Raw genomic sequence first — 19,569 nt, forward strand, 5'->3', positions numbered from 1 at the left:
AATATAACAAGACCCCCTAAGTCCAACTTAGGAGGTCTTGTTTATTTCACACACTTAGTAAATAGTTATATCCTATATTATTCAGGATTGATGATGAAGGACAATGCACTGAAGTATTTATTTTGCTCACCTTTAGTTTGAGTTGGGAAGCCCACTTCAACGCCTACTACGTTAAGGCCGTTAGCACTTACAGTAACAGTTGCTTTACCATTAGCATCTGCTTGACTTTCATTAGTAAGATCATTAATTACGTCTTTAATAAGAGGTGCATTTGCATATGGTTTACCGTCTTTCAAGACTTGGATTTCATATGTATCACCTTTTCTAAGAGTTAATGGATTAACAGATGGAATGATTTGAATGAAAGCATCTTTATTATTGAAAGGTTTTGCTTCTGCATTCCAGTAGTGAACGTCATATTTAATGGCATGTGTACTTTTTTGAGCACCTGGTACTTCAGAGATTGGTTTATGAACAGTTTTGCCATCTTTGTCTTTTGTCCAATAACCATAGTCAAAGTCAGTTACTGTAATACCCAATTTATCATTTGGTACAACTACTACATTTTTTTCATGTTTAATAACTTGTACAGGAATTACCATGCCATTGTTATCTAAGCCAATGATGCTTTTTACCATTTCTGGGCTATACGCATCATCAACAGGGCCTTCGCCAAGTACTAGCGCTTTTTCATCTAAGCGGTTAGCAAAGAATACGCCATGCGCATCAACGGAAGAGCACACACAACCTGCAGCTAAACCTACTGCAAATAAAGAAGCTAAGATTTTCTTATTCATAAGAACCTCCATAATCAATAACTTTTTCAATAAACTTGTTATTATTATACAGCGTTACAAATATTTCGTATATACCAATACCCCTATCAGCAAGTTATTATGCGTATTTAGTATATTAACTTATTTTTATACCCAATAATCATAAATGATAAAATTATCACCTATTTTCATGAATATATGACTTGTAAGAATATGTTAGATAAATACTTATAGATTAGATAAAAAAGGCGCTCCTTAAGGAGCGCCATTATATCCGCATGAGATATTATTTTTTATTCTTCGCTGCTTTCGCACGTGCGTTACGATCAAGAATTGTTTTACGCATACGAATGCTTTCAGGTGTTACTTCAACAAGTTCATCATCGTTGATCCACTCAAGAGCTTGTTCCAAAGAGAAGATACGAGGTGGAGTCAAGCGTACCGCTTCATCAGAGGAACTGGAACGCATGTTGGTAACATGTTTTTTCTTACATGGGTTAACATCCATATCAAGTTCACGTGTATTTTCACCGATAACTTGGCCTGCATACACGTCTTGGTTAGGGCCAACGAACAATGTACCACGGTCTTGAACAGAGTTCAAACCATATGGAGTAGTTTCGCCATTTTCGAATGCTACCAAAGCACCACGTGTACGGGAAGGAATTTCACCTTTATATGGTGCATAACCATGGAATACATGGTTCATAATACCATTACCTTTTGTAGCTGTTAAGAATTGGGCACGGAAACCAATCAAACCACGAGCAGGAACTACGAATTCCATGCGAAGGTAACCAGCTAATTCAACCATATTAGTCAACTCAGCTTTACGTTGACCAAGGTTTTCCATTACGGTTCCCATGAATTCTTGAGGCACGTCGATAGTCAGTGCTTCAAGTGGTTCACACAATTGGTCGTTAATAGTTTTGAAGATTACGCGAGGTTTACCTACTTGTAATTCGTAGCCTTCACGACGCATAGTTTCAATCAATACTGCCAAATGCAATTCGCCACGACCAGATACTTTGAACGCATCTGCAGAATCAGTTTCTTCTACTTTCATGGATACGTTAGTTTCTACTTCGCGGAACAAACGATCACGCAAGTGACGGGATGTAACAAATTCACCTTCGCGGCCTGCGAATGGAGAGTTATTTACGGAGAATACCATGGACAATGTTGGTTCGTCGATGGAGATGGATGGTAATGCTTCAGGATTTTCAGCATCTGCTACTGTTTCGCCGATGTTGATATCGTCAATACCAGCAAATGCAATGATATCACCCATTTCAGCTTCATCAGTTTCAACACGGTTTAAGCCATTGTATGTGTACACACGACCGATTTTCGCTTTACGAGTACTTTCACCATTCATGATAGCCACTTGTTGGTTGGTTTTCATTTTACCGCGAACGATACGACCTACGGCGATTTTACCGATGAAGTTATCGTAATCAAGTGTAGTTACCATAAATTGAAGAGGACCTTCCATATCACCTTGTGGTGCAGGAATTTCATCGATCAATGTTTTGAATAACGGCTCCATGTTTACAGCTTCATCATCCCAATTAGTTTTGGACACACCTGAACGAGCAGATGCGTATACTACAGGGAAATCGAGTTGATCATCATCAGCTTCAAGCTCCATGAACAATTCAAGAACTTCGTCCTCAACCTCTTTAACACGTTGATCAGGACGGTCGATTTTATTAATTACTACGATTGGTTTCAATTTTTGTTCTAAGGCTTTACGCAAAACGTATTTAGTTTGAGGCATTGGACCTTCGTAAGCATCTACGAGAAGCAATACGCCGTCAACCATGTTAAGTACGCGTTCTACTTCGCCGCCGAAATCAGCATGGCCTGGAGTATCAACGATGTTGATTTTAATACCATCATGCATTACAGCAGTGTTTTTAGACAAAATAGTAATACCGCGTTCACGTTCCAAGTCGTTGGAGTCCATTACGCGTTCTGCTACTTTTTCATTTTCACGGAACACATGGCTTTGTTTTAATAACGCGTCCACCAAAGTAGTTTTACCATGGTCAACGTGGGCGATAATCGCTACATTACGAAGATTTTCGCGAATCATAAGATCCTCCCTTTAATTCTTTCAGTATATTCTATATCACATAGCCTCGATAAAACAGACTATGCAGGTATATTCCCCAAAATTGGCAACAGTTAATTATAACGCAGTCTATAGAAAAAAGTCAAAACAGTTATAGAAGATTCTTATACACGTAATTCACACTGATACTCAACTGAGCTAATATAGTATTTTACAACATTAACACATTCACATTTACAGGTATCTAAAGAGGTTTCGAACAAGACAATATTTCTTTCAGTTTGACTATGCGTACTAGCAAACTCAATACCATCATAGATTTTTTGATTATCATCATCTGTTATACTTTTTATATAATCTGAAATATACTGTGTCCCTATGTAGTCTAATGGGTCGTCACTACTTGCCTGTGGCGTTCTTATATTATCATTGAGCTCCTCTAAAAACTTTCTATTAATATCAATCTCCGCAATATCAAAGGCAGCATTATTACCATATGGAACTTTAAAAGGACTAATCTTATTAATCTTGGATAAATTAACTAATTTAATTGGACTATTTACTTGAAATTTACCTATACAGACTATATCAAATACACCAGCACGAATCTCTTTAATGCATGTTGGCTCATCAGTTGCTAAATATAAGCATGCGACACCTTTAGCATTTATTCTTCCCTCACCACTTTTTCCTGGCTTAGGTGCTCCCATATTCCTTTTTTCTATTGTTTCACCCTCACGACTTTTTCTTGCTCTATATAAAGGCAAACTGTTAGGTTGATAGTCACTTTCAATATATGAAAACAGAGATTTTAATACATCTATATTTATATTACTAGGATGATAACGATTTTCTTCCTTTAGTTGTTTTCTAAAATCAGTCCAACTAATATTTTTTAAAATACTATGCTGTTTAACATATTCAGAGTCTAGTTTTTTTATTAATACTATTTTTTTAGTTAATAAATCCCGATGATTATTGAAATAATCTCTACAAATAGATTTCATCAATGACATTATTGTATTTTCATCTAACTGAGAATTAAATACTTTCCATACAGATTGTAATTCATCAATTAACAATGCTCCTGCATCATGTACCTTATAGCTATCCAAAAAAGCTTCAAAAAGTTCTTTTATAAACTTTATAGTTGTAGTATCTTCGGTATCATATAATACGGAATGATTACCACAGTTAGGACAACAATCAAGAACTTCATTATTATTAGATTTTCTTAAGACAGCTTTCAATTCCTCATCATTAAAACAATTTTCACAAATTTTCATATTTATCACCCTTGTTGTGATTGAAAATATTGATATACGACCTCTAAATGTTGTTGAATTGATAATTTTTTTATAGTTCCTAATCCAGGATATCTACCTTCCGACTTTAATTGTCTAAATTGACGTAATGCAGGTGAATCCATTCCCTCAGAATTGATCCAATTGATTAACTTGTCTAATGCTTCACTAAATTTTCCTGCGGGATTTGTTATATCAGAATTAGAGTCTGAAACAAAGTGCCTAATATACAAATCTTGAGAACTGGAATTTATATATACAATGTGAATTGCTACCGCTCTAGGAGCAAATCCCCCCACCATAAGATCATTACCTACTATTGAGTAGTCTGAATACCCAGCAAAATGATCTTGACCATAATATAGATGATCAGAAGAGAAGAACTCATTATCATTGTATGCATAATCAGAGTTTCTTTGAAGCTTATTAAATCTATCATTGCACAAAACTAACGGACCAGCATCTTCCTTTAGCATACGAGTAAAATCACGGCTCTCACCAACTAATGTATATAAAAAAGAATCTGTATTATTATGAAATTCCAAAGCTTGAGATATCTGAGACTGTTCTAAGCAAAGAGAAATACATCTATTTACAGAATATCCAACATTAACTATAGTTGACAAAACATCATTACAATTATTATCAATATATATAACAGGTAGTACATAATCACTACTTCCCTCTATTGTACTTAAAAAGGCCGCTATATCTTCATGTGTAACTTCTGTTAGTTCTCTTTTAGGGTTAAAAATTATTCCTATATAACTATTCCTTTCAATAAATGTATTTATAGTTCTATTTAAACGAGTAGTTAAATTAATTGGTTCCACAATCGGTATAATTTGTTTTTCTGTCTCTAACGAATCAGAAAACAAATTGTTTTGAACTTCTTCTTCCAACGCAAGTAATTCATATTGTCGCCCTCGAAAAATAGGTAAATACATATGAACCTCCTTCAATAATTAAGAAAAGAAATTAACTTAGAATAATCAGACTTACTAAATTTAGAAAAATAAATTAAAGATCGCAAAGACTTTGGTAATATTTCAATTTGTTCATTAGAATATTTTTTAAAATTTCTATTTTTCAAACATAGTGAAAAATTTTTGTATAACAAATCCCTATCTATTTTAAAAAACAATTCTTTGCATGCATTATAATATTCAAAATCATTCGTTTTAGGCAAAAAGCCATAATATGACATTAAAATTTCTTCAAATTCATATTTACGCAACATAGAAAACCATACATTTTTATCCAAAGTCTTGGTATAACGTATTGCCTCTTTTTTTGTAGATAATGTCATCTGTGATGTCAACACAATAATTCCAACCGGACTAGATTTAAGAATGTCCATTACAGACTTTAAATGTTGCTCTGATATCACAACATTCACTAAATCAAATGCTTTATAATAGTTATTTAATTGAGTTTTTAAACGTTCTAATGAGTCTAATTCGGTCTTAATTTCATATACAGTAGCTTTACCATTCAAAAGCACAAAATCTGCAATTGATTTGTCTATAGGTAACTCCACAAGTGCCGATGTTGTATTTAAATTATGCTTACCTAACAATAATTTATTAAATAATGTATTCTTATATACGTATTCACTACGATAGTTTCTAACTAACTCTTTATATAGACATTCAAAAACATCATAATGACTCAATTCTAATGATTCAGCATAAGATTTTAATTTAGAATCATCATTCATGGCTTTAAGTATATTTTTTTTTGTAAAAACTTTATTTAATGCTATCATTTCAGCCATGTTTTGCAATCCTTTTATTGAAAAATATTATTTATCTCCCATACTACTTTATAATTATTTTAATATGAATACTTTATTAAAGCTATAAAAAAGTTCAATTTTCTACAGAAAATTGAACTTTTATATATCTATTTAGTTAATCTTCACCAATCATACGTACTTCGGGCTCAAGGTGTACGCCATGTCTATCGTACACACGACGCTGTACTTCTGCAATCAAATCAAGTACGTCCTTTGCACTAGCACTACCTGTATTGATGACAAAGCCTGCATGTTTGTGGGACACTTGCGCATCACCTACACACAACCCCTTTAGGCCTGTTTGTTCAATCAATGTACCTGCAAAGTACCCTGGTGGGCGTTTAAAGGTTGAACCTGCACTAGCATACTCTAAAGGCTGTTTAGATTCGCGCTTTTCGGTCAACTCATCCATGCGAGCCTTAATGGTATCCTTATCACCTGGTTTGAGTGTCATAATAACTTCCCCAATAACTTCATGATTATCGTGGAATACACTATGACGATAAGCAAAGTCCAAGTGAGATGCATCATATTCTTTGATATTACCTTGGAAATCTACGGCTCTCACTGCAGTAACTACGTGGCTCATTTCACCGTCATAAGCACCTGCATTCATAAATACGGCACCACCAAGTGTGCCTGGAATACCAATGGCAAATTCAAGTCCAGATAAACTATTCTCCCAAGCAAATTCAGAAGCATCTTTTAACATATACCCAGAACCAATGCACAATGTGTTTTCGTTACAATCCATGATTTGGGTCATATGTCGAACTGATACGACAGCACCACGAATACCCCCGTCTTTCACCAAAATATTAGAGCCACAACCAATAATAGTTACAGGCACATCTAATTCGTGAATGATACGAAGTGTAAAACTAAGTTCTGCCATCGTAGTAGGCTCAATAAATAAGTCCGCAGGTCCTCCAATTTTGAATGTCGTATGATGACAAAGAAGCTCCTGCTCTCGTACACGTGTACTTGGTAATTTTTCTAGTAAAGCTGTTTGTAATACCTTAATGTTGTGGTTGTTGTTCGCCATGATCTAACACTTTCATCCCCTCAGTGATTGGTTCGCTAATGATTTTGTAAATATCATTAGAAATCTGGCTCCAACGCATTTGCGCTTGCAAATAAGCAGCCGCTGCAGCATTTTCCTGAATTTGAGGCATCAATTCCTCTTGTTTCTTTTGCAACTCGTCCGCTTCTGGAGCCCCAGACAACTTAGCATATTCCCATTGCATTTGTTGTGCCATAAATGTGCGAACCAAACCCGTTGCTACTGCATCTGCCTTCACTGCTTCCTGAGCAGCCATTAATTCTTTGTACTCTTCGGATTCACGCATTGCGTGAGCTAAATCATGAGCTTTATCGTAGTTCATAATATCCTCCTCCAAACAACACCGTTAAAATCGCTACCGGTCATATAGATTTGGTAGGTCTCCTAACACATAAGTATAATATATTCCTCAATTGTAAAAGTCTATTTATTTTGATTGAATCCAATTGCCTTCAGCCTTAAGGTCTGGATAATCAAGTTGACGCATACCTTCATAAGCTATGATTGCCACCGCATTAGAAAGGTTCAGAGAGCGTGCTTCATCTACCATGGGTATACGAATGCATGTATCCTCTTTACCATCTAATAAACTTTCAGGCAATCCTCTTGTTTCAGGGCCAAAAACGAGCATATCACCAATTTCATATTTCACCTCGGAATGAGTATGCTTTGCTTTGGTAGTGGCATAGAAATATCTACGATTAGGATATTTCTCATATAATTCTTGAATATTTTCATGTACCTGTACATCTACCAAGTGCCAGTAATCAAGGCCAGCACGTTTTACATGCTTGTCATCAATAGAAAAGCCAAGGGGTTTGATCAGATGTAAGGTCATATGATTGGCGGCGCATAAACGCGCTATATTTCCTGTATTACCTGGAATTTCAGGCTCATAAAGTACTATTTCCATTTTCAATCCCCTATTCTTTATATCTATATTATTCTACAAAGGAACGGACAAAATGTCCACTTTTCCCGCCTTCTTTTTCTACAAGATATGTAGGACCTATAATCATCCCCTTATCAATAGCTTTACACATATCGTAGACTGTTAAAAGTCCTACTTGAACCGCTGTAAGTGCTTCCATTTCAACACCTGTCTTTCCTGTCGTTTTTACGGTAGCCTGAACCTTAACAACACGATTATGGGTAGCATCCGTACAGGCAGGACTTTCACCATCAACAAGAGTACAATGCACCTCAACCTTAGTTAATGCCAATGGATGACAAAGGGGAATGAGATTACTCGTCTGTTTCGCACCCATAATAGCTGCTAATTGAGCCACACTAAGAACATCCCCTTTTTTTATAGTTCCCGACGCAATACGCTCGTAAATAGCATCATTAATAGCAATAAAGCCTTCTGCCATGGCAGTACGAGTTGTAATATCCTTATCTGATACATCTACCATCCAAGCATTTCCATCTTGATCAAAATGTGTTAAATCCATAATACATCCTTACTAATTATGTATAAATTATCACCAATAGTTTTATTTTCATTTATTATATTATACAATAGAATTAAGAATTGTATGTACAAGGAAGGAAGTGTTCCTATGAAAACAAAACTAACTTATTTTGGTCACGCTTGCTTTATGCTCACACGTGGCGATGTATCCATGATTTTCGACCCATTCTTGACCGGTAATACATGGGATATCGCTAAAAAAGAAGACATCAAATGCCAATATATCTTTGTCAGTCATGGTCATGATGATCACTATGGAGACACAGATTTTATTGCCAAAGCAAATGATGCACTCGTTATCTCCACTGCTGAGGTGGCGGGTAAAGCGGCAGCTGCCGGTTGTCGTACACACGCCATGCATTTAGGTGGCAAGTTCGACTTTGAATTCGGTTCTGTTCGAATGGTTCCTGCCTTTCACGGCTCTGGTATCCCTGGCGGTCACGCTGCAGGTTGTATCGTAGATTTCTACGGAGATATCCTATACTTCGCTGGTGATACAGCACTCTTTAGCGATATGAAATTATTAAATCGTTTTGGTGAAATTGATTACGCCCTTCTTCCTATCGGTGATAATTACACAATGGGGGTTGAAGATGCAGCTCTTGCTGCTTCTTATGTAAAAGCACGTATTTCCATTCCAATTCACTACAAAACATGGCCCGTTATCGACCGCGAACCAGGTGTATTTACAAGCCTAGTAGAGGGCAAGTATAACCAAACAGCACTCATTATCGATCCAGGTTCCTCTATTGAGCTTAATAGCTAATACAAAATCTACAGACCTAAAAATGACGCAATCCAAAGGATTGCGTCATTTTTGTATATCGTCTTGGTTCAAAATCAAACCCATAAAAAATTGCATTCTAATAGACTAAATCTCTTGATTTGCCATAGAAAATCCCCCACGGTTAGCCATACGTACAAACTCATCAATATCTTGAGTTTCATCAACACCTACATAGCCGAGTTCACGAACCATGCCGTATGGGTTATGCAAAGATAATTGTGGATTCTCACCGGTCAACACCCACAGCACCTTATATCCCCTTGGCGCCTCTCGGAGTCGCTCTTCCCCTTTGCCATCTGTAAAGTATACAAGTAAATCTACACGGTTTTGATTAGCCAGAGAGAATACAGGGGTAAAGGCTGTAGCACCACGCACATCAAGGCGCGGCTTCACATCTTTTACAGATTCCATCGTATAGGTGCGGCGCACCTCATTATCACATTCTACAACGGTAATGCGATGGTTATAGGCATGCACGATTTGTAACACTTGCTCTAAGGCATTCGTAAACTCCACATCAGTTATACTACCACTCATATCGAGAGCAACCCATACATTTGCCTTATGTTGGCGCAATGTACCTGACAACTCCAAGCGCTCAGGTTGACGACGATTACGACGCATCGTCGTTTTTTTGTATCCACTCGCTACCTTGCCCATTAGCTTTTTGAGATAAAAATACCACGGCAAAGCGCGTCGCGTTTTTTGGAATGTATCGATAAGACTTTTCACATAGCCTTCCATATCACCCTTTGAGGCTTCATTGATATAGCGCTCTGTGATTTGGTCCATCGTGTCTGTATCAATAGAATCAGATTCATCCCAAATATCATGGCTAGTTTGAGGGTCAAACTTCATAGCAATCGCCGTATCTGCGTTATCGATAGGCACAAAGAGGTCTGGTTTTTCTTTCATAACATTATCAATAGCCTTCGCATAGTATTCAATGGTACGGAAACGCTTTAATAACAAACCAAAGCGCGCATTTACATTGGCTACCGTTACTGCATCACGGTCTACATGTTCAAGGTAATCGTTTACGACCATGTCCATAGCCATATGGACTGCTGTTTTGTGAAAGCCTTGGCTCAGTGCTTTTACCCGCATCAAATGAGCAGAAATGATATGAAGAACTTCACGCTTAATACCATCCGTCATCACATCAGGCGATTGGCGTAACAAGATAAAGGGATTTACATATAACACATAGCCGCCCTGTTTAAGATTAATACCAAAAGCACTGGCCATATCAAAGCGAATGCGATGAGTCATTTGTAAGTAAAAGTAACCAAAGAATTGGTCCTCTTCAAGAAGCAAGCTGTTTACATCATGCAATATATTCCACAACCGTTGCTCATAGGCCGGTGTCATTACGGCTTGCTGCATAACAGAGAGGTCTGTCCCCTCCACTTGTACGTCTTCAAGAGCACGACCGATAGTACCTATATGGCTATCCGACATATTATGGTTCATAAGATCAGCCGCTATACGTTCAGGCGCCATACTATGATGTTGTTCTTCATAGCTATCTACATAGGCCTCATAAGATGCGTATATTTGCGTATACAAAGCCTCTGCTTCGCGATGTATGCGCTCTCGTTTCGCATGCCATCGATCAAGAGCCTCGATAGCCTTCGCATCATAAGAACCCGTTTTTTCCCAGCCATCGATATGAGTCAGTAAATCCGATGCATCACGTATATCGTCCTTATCTAAGTTTCGTTGCATATTTACACCTCCTTTTCTTTAGAAAACAAATTTAATATATGTCATATGCCATATATCAATTAGCATAATAATTAATAATTTACTAAAGTCGATTATCTATATATAGCTTTGATTTGGTTAACTATACACATAGAATTATTTTTGCGCTTCAAAGAAAGTATCTACAAAAAGGTCATCTTCAATAGCATAAGCGTAAACGCGCTCATACGTGTTACGAAGATCTTTCATAACCGCTACGCGCAAATCCCCTGGATACAAGGTTAAAAACTCCACAAAGTGATGTACTTCCTGCGCATTGCTATTGCGATTTAAACGATGCAACATATTTTTTGCTGCTACATAAAGGCGAGTTGGGCTTTCACCTTTAACCTGCTCAGCCATAGACATAATAGCACCTGGTTTTTGAACCGCTGTTAATACATCATCAAAGGTAATAAGAGGTTCTTGATCGGACTCGATAAAGTTTACAAAAGCCTCCGCAATGAGTTTACCTACGTTACCGCGGATAACATTCATAAATACGTCGCGACTATAACTTGTGCCCTCTTGATTCTTATAAATTCTATATAGACCGGACACGCGTTCAAAGGAACGAGGTGTGGCATCGATATCGTCTTCGTGACGTTGATTTAAATATTCTGGATAGGAAGAAATAAATTCAATAACCTTTTCTTCAATACCAGCACCAATAGCCCAGTCAATCCATTGCATATAATCAGCATTCATATAAAGCCATACAAAACGGTTTTGTTGTGCCGGATCCATATCGATGGTTTGGTAATCAAAGGAATCCTCAGGGTTCATAGCAGCGATGATGCGCACTTGATCACTTAAAGAAAAGCCATTAATTTCACGGTTTAGAATAAGGTTCATCAATTCTTGTTGAACTGCATGTTCTGCGCGGTTAATTTCGTCGATAAACAGTAATACTTGGCGCCCTTTATCTACGGCTTGTGCCACATGTTCCAATGTATGATGCACAGCGTATACTGTAGTTTTCACATCCCGTGTATTGCCATGACCATCCGTATGAGTCACCGTTTCTACTGTAGGCAAGCCACCAATTTCACCTTCTTTTAAAAGGTTTCCGTCAATAGTTACTAATTCCCAATTATGTACCTCTGCAACGCGCGCTGCGAGAGAGGTTTTACCTATACCCGTCTCACCGACGAGCAAGGGTACTTGATTAGCAGCAAGCACTAACTCAACGCTTGCCATTGTATCTATAAAGTTCATTGTATCTCCGTTCTAATATCTCAAATATTCGCCTACTGCAATTTTCTTAACAGTTCTAGTACCATACCTATCAATAAGTGACAATATATCAATAGGCCATTTGGATTGACGTCCACCGATAGCTTTATTGTTGATTAACTCGCGTACATAGTCTTCATCAACGGTATCGCTAGAAATGGCATCTAGAATTATATCTTTGATTTCGTCTACCGTAACGCCCAATGTATTAGGTATATAACCGACGATAGCCGCACTTACCTTAAATAAATGCAAGGCCAAGTTCTTAGTGAGGTTTGTAATCTGACGCATTGCCTGTGGATCTTGCTTTACTGCTGCTTCTAGTACAGCTACGCTAGGCTCATCAATGTAGCGCAAGGCTAAGTAACTCTCTTGCACGGCTTGTAACTGCACAGCTTCGCTTGGAGCATTGATATATTGTAAGGCATCATAATTCGCCTTCACCGCCTCTAATTGCAATTCTTCAGATGGGTTCGCAATATAGCGAATAGCCCAACCTGATTGAGCTAACGCACTTTTTATTAATGTATCAGACGGATTGTCGATATATTCTAAAACCGCCCAATCTTTTTCCACTAAGGCTTTTAACAATTCTTCTGTAGGATTTTCAACGAATTGTATAGCTCGTGGTGCTTGTGAAAGCGCCGTTTCAATAACCTTTTGAGTAGGTTCTTTAATATATTGTAACAGCATGCCGTTTTGTCCCACACATGTAAGTTGCATAGCTTCTGTAGGATTTGGAATATTTCGAATCCCATGTGGGTTATTGGTCAGCGCTGTTATATATTGTTCCTCTGTCATAATAACCTTCATTTCTATATTAAAAGGCCATACGAATACGTATGGCCTATACTGAATTCTATCTTATTATATCATATTTTTTCGATATATTTATATCTCTTTCGTATACTTACTACACTGTTAATGCATCTAAATCAGAATTATTTCCTATGATTAATAGTTTTTCCTCTGCTGAAAGAATCGTAAACGGATTAGGAGGGACTTCTAAATCCTCCCCACGCCTGATTCCTACAGCATTAAGATTATATTTCTCACGCAGATTAGAATCTTTCAAGCAAGTGCCTACCAAAAATTTTGGCATATCTACTTCAATAAGGCTAATACTTTTAGATAGCTGTAGGTAATCCATTACATGTTCTCGTGTCAACGATTGAGCTAATCGTTGTGCTACATCGTATTCTGGATAGATAACCATATCTACCCCCATCTTCTTGAGCATCTTACCTTGGAGTGCATTTTCAGCTTTCGAAACCACATGAGGCATTTTCATTTCTTTCAATAACATCGAAGTCATGAGATTTGCCTGGATATTATCCCCAATAGCAACAATAACTATATCAAATTGGCTCAAAGCTAAGGCTTTAATAGCCTCTTCATCAGTAGTATCTGCTACGATAGCATGTGTTACATAAGGGGAAACCTTTTGTACAATTTCTGGATTAATATCTACACCTAAAACCTCATGATTCATAGAGGCTAACATCTTGGCGATGGTCGTACCAAATTGTCCAAGACCAATGACGGCTATTGTTTTATATTTCATGCTATATCTCCTGATAGGCTAACTATTCTACTCAATTATAACAATACATTCTCTTCTGCATACCCAATTGGCTTCGTTGGTGATGTCCTAAGAGCCCATGTACCAATAACGGTCATAACACCGACACGACCGGTAAACATAACAAGCATCAGCACCCATTTACTGCTTTCAGATAAATCGGGCGTAATTCCCGTTGTAAGGCCTACAGTCCCAAAGGCGGACGTAACCTCAAATAGCAATTGAATAAAATCATAAGGCTCGTCCCAAGCCAGATAACATGTGGCTATTAAGATGAGAAGAAGCGATAAAAATATAATCCCATTGGCTTTAAGTACTGTTACTAATGAAATACGACGTTCAAAAACCTCTGTATCTGGACGATTATTAAACAAAGTGCGCGATGCAAGTAAAGTTACAGCTACGGTACTAATTTTAACGCCTCCACCGGTAGAGTTCGGGCCGGCACCAATAAACATGAGAATAATGGTAACAAACAAAGTAATTGGATGTAATGCATTATAATCAACCGTTGCAATCCCCGCTGTACGCGGCGTAATCGCTTGAAATAAAGAGGCCATTATTTTATTCCAAATCGGTAATGACCCAAAGGTTTTTGGATTTGACCATTCCACACCTAAAAAAATGATAGTTCCTAATAGGATAAGAGTCGCTGTGCCTACTAACATAATCTTAGTGTGAAGTTTTAAGTCAACAAATCGTCTCACCTTACGGTGTGACCATATGTCAAAGGCCGCTAAATAGCCAAAACCACCGATCACAATTAGCACGGCCGTATTGATATTAAATAATATGTCCCCTACCATGGCATACGGTAGATCATTATCAAAAAATACAAATCCAGCGTTACAAAAGGTGGAAATAGCTTGCATGATACCTGTATACAATGCAGCCTGTCCAATATAAGGATATAGCTGAATCGTATAGATTATGCCTCCTACAATTTCAATAGCAAAGGTATAAAGCGTTAACTTTTTCGTAATATGTAATAAACCAGTCATACCTTCCTGTCCGACGTCCTCAGACAAAAGCACACGATTTTTAAGGCCTACTCGTTTACCTAGAAGCAAAGCAATTATGGTTGTGAAAGATACAATTCCTAACCCACCTAACTGAATAAGGATAACCATTACAATCTTACCAAATAAAGACCAATGATAATAAGTATCTACAGTGGCCAGCCCTGTTACCGAAACACAAGATACAGCTGTAAAAGCGGCATCTACAAGAGCCGTCGTTTGCCCCTGAGCACTCGCCATCGGTAACATAAGCAATAGGGTACCTATAATCATGACGCCTAGAAAGCTAAACGCTAATAATCGATAGGGATTTTGTTGCATGTACCGTTGTACATGAGAATGGGAAATATCGTGCCACATACTGATTTACTCCAATCCCATTAATTTATGTACAACTTGTAAACTTGGTAAAGGGCTACGGCCACCAATCCCTTGCGTATTTAAAGCTGCTACAGCGGACGCAAAAATAGCAGCCTTTTCTAGATCAGAATGTCCACAATATTGTAATAAATCTATACCATATGTAGAGGTCTTTAACCCTTCCACTGGAGCTAACTCATTCAATAATGTAACAAGCTTTGAAAGAAATGCACCATGAAAACTATCTCCAGCCCCCGTTGTATCAACTACATATTCTTGAGGAAATGCTTGGCAGCGATAGAAAGTTCCATCAGGCCATACGAAATAACTACCATTAGCGCCATCCGTAACCCCTGCAATAAGTGCGCCACGTTCATGAATAATACGGCAAGCCTCTTCTAAATCAGTAGTGCCCGTATACTTTTCAGCATAATCACGAGCAACAATAACAATATGACTTGCCTCTGTAATAGATTTCATCTCTTCATCGTAGCGCTGTGCACCTCCATCGAGGGAGATAATAGTACCAACCGCTTGTGCTAACGCCATGGCAGAACACATGAATTGTCGATGCCGTCCATTGACATGTAAAATGAAAGCTTCTTTAATTAATTGCTTATGCGTATCTAAAAATACTGGCTCTGGCGCAGTAGAGCGTTCAAAAAATACGGCACGCTCGCCAGTACTATGCTTTACGAGGATTGTAGCGACACCACTTTTTGCCTGTCCCTCAATATGAATAGAATCGGTATTAACATTATATTTTTTGAAATCATCTAAAATATGCTGCCCTACCATATCGTCACCGATACTATCAATCATGGCCGTACGTGCACCATATTTACCTGCAACGGCCAAGGCAGTTGCTACAGGTCCACCACCATCGTTGGTCGAGGATAAAACTTGCTGCACCTCACGACCTGTTGGATAATGATCAACCACGATAAAACGGTCTAATGTACTAGCTCCAATACCTAATATATCTATCTTTTTTTGAGGAAATGTACTCATACTAACCCCCTAAGCCTACAATTAGCTATATAAGCAATATTACTTTACATCTTATAGATTCAATATCTTTCTTATCAATTTATGATTTTAACAGTAATCAGTTTTTATAGCCTTATAGGTTTGTATATCTATTCTTATACTGTTTAAAGCCCTTTAAGTCTTATATCTACAGAATACCTTTCGCGCTATAAAAAGTAAACCCCAGACCAAAGGCTGGGGTTACTTTGTACTACAAAGAGCACCTATATGTTACGTATTATGTCTTGTTTATTATAAATTAGTTATTCCCAGAGGTTGTTAGAATTGAGGTGTAACATAATAGTTTAGGACATCATACGTTCCATCATATATTCAATTTCGTCAGCGCTCAAATTGTACATAGCTTGCACCATTCGTTCTGCAGACTCTCCAGAAGCACCGCTCTTGGAAATTTCAGCTTTCGCCTTAGTAATAAGAGCCTCTTTACGTTGTGTCTCAGAATCCTCATCCGTTGGCACAGAGATATTCGCTTTTCCTTGACCAATGCCACGTACTTGTTGATTAGGATTCTCTTTAGAAGTTGTTTTTGTATCCTGAGCCGCTACTGCTTCTACAGCGAAGGAGTTCTTACCAGTCAAGATATATTCAACAGCTTCTAACGTACTTTGTGTAAGATTTACAGTCCAGAACTCACCGGCTGCAGTCAATTTGTAAAGTAAACCATTATAAACAACAAGGCCTCGTTCTTCCCATAATTTATAGAGCCAGTTCAATTCATCTAATCTTGAATCCATCTTTACTAAGCTCATAATATTGAGGAAACCTTGTTCTAGTTGGCTTACTACTTGATTAACGATAGGTTGTAATTCACTTTGTTTCATTAGTGCCATAAACGGTTTTTCACCACGGCTTACCATATCTTCATATGGTTTTAATGCGCGATGTAACATCATGCCATAGCCATCGACGTTACCACCTGCACCACTACCAAATGGGAACATTGGGACACCCGATTTAGCTAGAGTGTTATATAGGCTACGCTCACGATTATTAGCACTCCAATGTGCGGCACTCAATCGGCGATAAGATCGCGCATCTAGGTATTGTCGACCGAATTCGAACATATCCCCTTGCATCGCTGTTGTTGCTGCAGCAGGAACCTTCCCATTTTCAATGTCTTTATTGAGATCACTACCATCAAATACATTTAATTGATATAGGTCTGCACCATCAACGCCAGAACTTACCAAATCAGCTAAATCTTGTTCCCACACCTCCATAGTTTGACCAGGCAAGCCATAGATTAAGTCAATAACGACAGAGCATTGACCATAAGCTTTTAAAGCAGCTAGCCGTTCTAATACAGTTTCTTTTGTATCTAAACGACCTACCATTTGACGCACTTCTGTGTTGAAAGATTGTACGCCGATGGACATACGGTTAACGCCGTTTGCCATCCAAACTTCAAGATTTTCAGGAATCAAATCGTGAATACGACCCTCTAAGGTAAGCTCATAATCGTTTGCCAATGGCAAGTACTCTTTAATGGCTTTGAGCAATCTTTCAGAGTTTGTCGGTGATAAAGATGTTGGTGTGCCACCGCCGATAAACACGGCATGGATCAAACCATCTTTTAATCTCGGACGTTCACTTGCGAGCTTTAATTCGCTAATTAGACCATCAATATATTGGTCTTCAACACTTTGACTCGTACCGTTTTGGAAGAAGCCACAATATGTGCATTTTGTCTTACAAAACGGAATATGAATGTAAGCGCATTGCATTTCACCCTTTTTAGGAACACCATTCATCAATGTATCCCAAACAGATTGTGTTTCTTTCGGAGAAACGAGCGTACCATTAAGGCCTGCATGAACAACCCGTTTATGAGGAAATGCACCACTCATCGGATTATCGCATTTGAAACCTAATTGTAGATTTCGTTGTTTCTCCGGAATGGATTCAAAAAAACTTGCTAAACTCATACTCCAATCCCCTTTCAGAAATTAGGCTTGTAACTTTGCAAGTACAGATTTAGTAAATTCTTTTGCATTTGCAAAGTCTTGTTCATCTGGATGAGTTTCCGCCGCTTTATGTAGTGCATCGCGTTCTGGGCTTTGACCATGTGCAGATCCAGGTGGGAACATTTTATACATCATTTCGATTACTTTAGGATCGATTTTACCTTGGCATACGAAGCCATCTACAAGAGCTTCTTTGTTAGGCAACAATTCAGATGCTTTCTCGATACTTTCACGAGCATGATCAGAATCAGCATACATTCCTAGTGTGGCAAAGAATACCACATTAGGATTTTTTAAAGTTTCAATCAATTTTGCTGCCTCTTTATTCGCTGTACCGCGATCCACCCAGAAACCTACGAATACTGTATCATAATCAGCTAAATTTTCAGGTGCATCTTTTACAGAAACGCAAGGTGTTCCCTCAGGCATAACGGAAGCCATTACTTCCGCTACACTTTTAGTATTTCCCGTAAGGGAAGAATATAAAATAATAGATTTCATATTTATCTCCTTTATTACTTAGATATATTTATTCTTCTTCATCTTCGCCATCGGCCTGTACTACAAAGTGTACAGGAACTTCTACTGGTTGTATATCCCCTGTTTCATTTGGATACGGAGTCGCTCGTCGCACTGCATCAAGAGCCGCTTCTACAAATATCTCATCCCCACCACTAGTTGGATATACGTCTATTAAATTACCATTAGTATCTAATTTAGCCATTACATTAATTGTAACATCTACGTTCATTTTACGCTTAATAGCCGCATAAGGAATTTGTTTTTGGCTATCTACAGCTGCATAAAAGCCCTCTACATTGAACGCTGCTTTACCTGTACCATGACCATCACCTTCACCGGTACCATCACCTGTACCAGTACCATGGCCTCTACCATCACCAACGCCAGTGCCTTCGCCGGTACCATGACCACCACCAGATCCGCCACCAGATCCAGGGCCTGTGCCACCAACAGCGGAATTATCACCGGATGTATTGCCTTTATTTTCGCTTGCTTTAGCTGCCACATCTACTGCATCAGGAATATCTGTTGCGGTAGATGGTTCAACATTTGCTACAACAGCCTTTGTTCTTGCCGCTACTTCATCTGCTGACAATGGTTTAGGGAACAGATCGGCTCTGTTGCCTCCGCCACCACCAGCATGTCCACTGCCACCATCATCGAGCACACTTTGTGTGAGGTCGATTTCATAGGTATCCATTTCTTGAATGGCTGGAACCACTACAAAAAAGATTACAGCAATAAAGAGAGCAATAAGATGAACTACGGCGGATATAATGGCTGCTTTTTTCCATGATATGCCTAGTCCCAT

General features: G+C 38.2%; 19 protein-coding genes. 1 reads left to right on the plus strand and 18 read right to left on the minus strand.

Annotated features, from left to right (window positions below):
* Positions 1–77: 77 nt before the first annotated feature.
* From KHY58_RS07290 to moaC, 9 genes are all read right to left on the minus strand, one after another.
* Positions 78–797: a DUF4198 domain-containing protein gene (locus KHY58_RS07290; protein ID WP_004696641.1), complete on the minus strand. Its 720-nt coding sequence runs from the start codon at positions 795–797 to the stop codon at positions 78–80.
* A gap of 265 nt (positions 798–1,062) precedes the next feature.
* Entirely contained in the window at positions 1,063–2,874 is a 1,812-nt protein-coding gene (typA, locus tag KHY58_RS07295) for a translational GTPase TypA (protein ID WP_004696644.1), read from the minus strand.
* Positions 2,875–3,017: 143 nt separating this feature from the next.
* A complete protein-coding gene (locus tag KHY58_RS07300; RefSeq protein WP_119562683.1) occupies positions 3,018–4,139 on the minus strand; it encodes an RES family NAD+ phosphorylase in 1,122 nt (373 codons plus the stop codon).
* Between the two features lie 5 nt (positions 4,140–4,144).
* Entirely contained in the window at positions 4,145–5,104 is a 960-nt protein-coding gene (locus KHY58_RS07305; RefSeq protein WP_021148414.1) for a sce7725 family protein, read from the minus strand.
* Between the two features lie 11 nt (positions 5,105–5,115).
* Positions 5,116–5,934 (minus strand): sce7726 family protein, encoded by an 819-nt coding sequence (locus KHY58_RS07310; RefSeq protein ID WP_278472737.1) that lies wholly within the window; start codon positions 5,932–5,934, stop codon positions 5,116–5,118.
* Positions 5,935–6,070: 136 nt separating this feature from the next.
* Entirely contained in the window at positions 6,071–7,000 is a 930-nt protein-coding gene (gene murB / locus KHY58_RS07315) for a UDP-N-acetylmuramate dehydrogenase (RefSeq protein WP_278472739.1), read from the minus strand.
* On the minus strand, positions 6,975–7,340 hold the full coding sequence (locus KHY58_RS07320) for a YlbF family regulator (protein WP_004696650.1): 366 nt from the start codon (positions 7,338–7,340) through the stop codon (positions 6,975–6,977). Before KHY58_RS07320 ends, murB begins: the two co-directional genes overlap by 26 nt.
* Before the next feature lie 105 nt (positions 7,341–7,445).
* A complete protein-coding gene (gene trmL, locus KHY58_RS07325) occupies positions 7,446–7,931 on the minus strand; it encodes a tRNA (uridine(34)/cytosine(34)/5-carboxymethylaminomethyluridine(34)-2'-O)-methyltransferase TrmL (protein WP_155086004.1) in 486 nt (161 codons plus the stop codon).
* Between the two features lie 28 nt (positions 7,932–7,959).
* Positions 7,960–8,472, minus strand: coding sequence for a cyclic pyranopterin monophosphate synthase MoaC (gene moaC / locus KHY58_RS07330; RefSeq protein ID WP_278472741.1), 513 nt, complete (start codon positions 8,470–8,472; stop codon positions 7,960–7,962).
* Positions 8,473–8,580: 108 nt separating this feature from the next.
* Between moaC and KHY58_RS07335 the strand changes: the two genes are divergently transcribed.
* Positions 8,581–9,258 carry a metal-dependent hydrolase gene (locus KHY58_RS07335; protein ID WP_004696654.1) on the plus strand — a complete coding sequence of 226 codons (678 nt, stop codon included), beginning with the start codon at positions 8,581–8,583 and terminating at the stop codon, positions 9,256–9,258.
* A gap of 105 nt (positions 9,259–9,363) precedes the next feature.
* Here the strand turns inward: KHY58_RS07335 and KHY58_RS07340 are convergent, their stop codons facing one another.
* The 9 genes from KHY58_RS07340 to KHY58_RS07380 all read right to left on the minus strand — a co-directional run bounded on the left by KHY58_RS07340 (position 9,364) and on the right by KHY58_RS07380 (position 19,569).
* Positions 9,364–11,007, minus strand: a complete 1,644-nt coding sequence (locus KHY58_RS07340) for a VWA-like domain-containing protein (RefSeq protein ID WP_278472743.1) — start codon at positions 11,005–11,007, stop codon at positions 9,364–9,366.
* A 135-nt stretch (positions 11,008–11,142) separates the two neighbouring features.
* On the minus strand, positions 11,143–12,243 hold the full coding sequence (locus tag KHY58_RS07345; RefSeq protein WP_278472744.1) for an AAA family ATPase: 1,101 nt from the start codon (positions 12,241–12,243) through the stop codon (positions 11,143–11,145).
* Between the two features lie 12 nt (positions 12,244–12,255).
* A complete protein-coding gene (locus tag KHY58_RS07350) occupies positions 12,256–13,062 on the minus strand; it encodes a hypothetical protein (RefSeq protein ID WP_008601567.1) in 807 nt (268 codons plus the stop codon).
* 112 nt (positions 13,063–13,174) lie between these two features.
* The gene (locus KHY58_RS07355; RefSeq protein WP_008601569.1) at positions 13,175–13,825 is read right to left on the minus strand and encodes a potassium channel family protein; all 651 of its coding nucleotides are present in this window, start codon (positions 13,823–13,825) and stop codon (positions 13,175–13,177) included.
* Between the two features lie 35 nt (positions 13,826–13,860).
* Positions 13,861–15,222, minus strand: a complete 1,362-nt coding sequence (locus tag KHY58_RS07360) for a TrkH family potassium uptake protein (protein ID WP_278472747.1) — start codon at positions 15,220–15,222, stop codon at positions 13,861–13,863.
* A 6-nt stretch (positions 15,223–15,228) separates the two neighbouring features.
* Positions 15,229–16,233 (minus strand): carbohydrate kinase family protein, encoded by a 1,005-nt coding sequence (locus tag KHY58_RS07365; RefSeq protein ID WP_278472748.1) that lies wholly within the window; start codon positions 16,231–16,233, stop codon positions 15,229–15,231.
* A 323-nt stretch (positions 16,234–16,556) separates the two neighbouring features.
* Positions 16,557–18,197 (minus strand): heme anaerobic degradation radical SAM methyltransferase ChuW/HutW, encoded by a 1,641-nt coding sequence (hutW, locus tag KHY58_RS07370; protein ID WP_008601575.1) that lies wholly within the window; start codon positions 18,195–18,197, stop codon positions 16,557–16,559.
* A gap of 21 nt (positions 18,198–18,218) precedes the next feature.
* Positions 18,219–18,737, minus strand: coding sequence for a flavodoxin family protein (locus tag KHY58_RS07375; protein ID WP_278472750.1), 519 nt, complete (start codon positions 18,735–18,737; stop codon positions 18,219–18,221).
* A gap of 28 nt (positions 18,738–18,765) precedes the next feature.
* Positions 18,766–19,569 (minus strand): energy transducer TonB, encoded by an 804-nt coding sequence (locus tag KHY58_RS07380; RefSeq protein ID WP_004696671.1) that lies wholly within the window; start codon positions 19,567–19,569, stop codon positions 18,766–18,768.

The sequence above is a fragment of the Veillonella parvula genome, from assembly GCF_018366295.1.
Lineage (GTDB): Bacteria > Bacillota > Negativicutes > Veillonellales > Veillonellaceae > Veillonella > Veillonella parvula_P.

Excerpts from the sequence above, each read along its gene's own strand:
- KHY58_RS07290 (WP_004696641.1), bottom strand. The coding sequence starts at position 797 with ATGAATAAGAAAATCTTAGCTTCTTTATTTGCAGTAGGTTTAGCTGCA.
- trmL (WP_155086004.1), bottom strand. The coding sequence starts at position 7,931 with ATGGAAATAGTACTTTATGAGCCTGAAATTCCAGGTAATACAGGAAAT.
- KHY58_RS07335 (WP_004696654.1), top strand. The coding sequence starts at position 8,581 with ATGAAAACAAAACTAACTTATTTTGGTCACGCTTGCTTTATGCTCACA.
- murB (WP_278472739.1), bottom strand. The coding sequence starts at position 7,000 with ATGGCGAACAACAACCACAACATTAAGGTATTACAAACAGCTTTACTA.
- KHY58_RS07365 (WP_278472748.1), bottom strand. The coding sequence starts at position 16,233 with ATGAGTACATTTCCTCAAAAAAAGATAGATATATTAGGTATTGGAGCT.
- KHY58_RS07340 (WP_278472743.1), bottom strand. The coding sequence starts at position 11,007 with ATGCAACGAAACTTAGATAAGGACGATATACGTGATGCATCGGATTTA.
- KHY58_RS07360 (WP_278472747.1), bottom strand. The coding sequence starts at position 15,222 with ATGTGGCACGATATTTCCCATTCTCATGTACAACGGTACATGCAACAA.
- KHY58_RS07310 (WP_278472737.1), bottom strand. The coding sequence starts at position 5,934 with ATGGCTGAAATGATAGCATTAAATAAAGTTTTTACAAAAAAAAATATA.
- KHY58_RS07355 (WP_008601569.1), bottom strand. The coding sequence starts at position 13,825 with ATGAAATATAAAACAATAGCCGTCATTGGTCTTGGACAATTTGGTACG.
- KHY58_RS07305 (WP_021148414.1), bottom strand. The coding sequence starts at position 5,104 with ATGTATTTACCTATTTTTCGAGGGCGACAATATGAATTACTTGCGTTG.
- KHY58_RS07380 (WP_004696671.1), bottom strand. The coding sequence starts at position 19,569 with ATGGGACTAGGCATATCATGGAAAAAAGCAGCCATTATATCCGCCGTA.
- moaC (WP_278472741.1), bottom strand. The coding sequence starts at position 8,472 with ATGGATTTAACACATTTTGATCAAGATGGAAATGCTTGGATGGTAGAT.
- KHY58_RS07345 (WP_278472744.1), bottom strand. The coding sequence starts at position 12,243 with ATGAACTTTATAGATACAATGGCAAGCGTTGAGTTAGTGCTTGCTGCT.
- KHY58_RS07375 (WP_278472750.1), bottom strand. The coding sequence starts at position 18,737 with ATGAAATCTATTATTTTATATTCTTCCCTTACGGGAAATACTAAAAGT.
- KHY58_RS07350 (WP_008601567.1), bottom strand. The coding sequence starts at position 13,062 with ATGACAGAGGAACAATATATAACAGCGCTGACCAATAACCCACATGGG.
- KHY58_RS07300 (WP_119562683.1), bottom strand. The coding sequence starts at position 4,139 with ATGAAAATTTGTGAAAATTGTTTTAATGATGAGGAATTGAAAGCTGTC.
- typA (WP_004696644.1), bottom strand. The coding sequence starts at position 2,874 with ATGATTCGCGAAAATCTTCGTAATGTAGCGATTATCGCCCACGTTGAC.
- KHY58_RS07320 (WP_004696650.1), bottom strand. The coding sequence starts at position 7,340 with ATGAACTACGATAAAGCTCATGATTTAGCTCACGCAATGCGTGAATCC.
- hutW (WP_008601575.1), bottom strand. The coding sequence starts at position 18,197 with ATGAGTTTAGCAAGTTTTTTTGAATCCATTCCGGAGAAACAACGAAAT.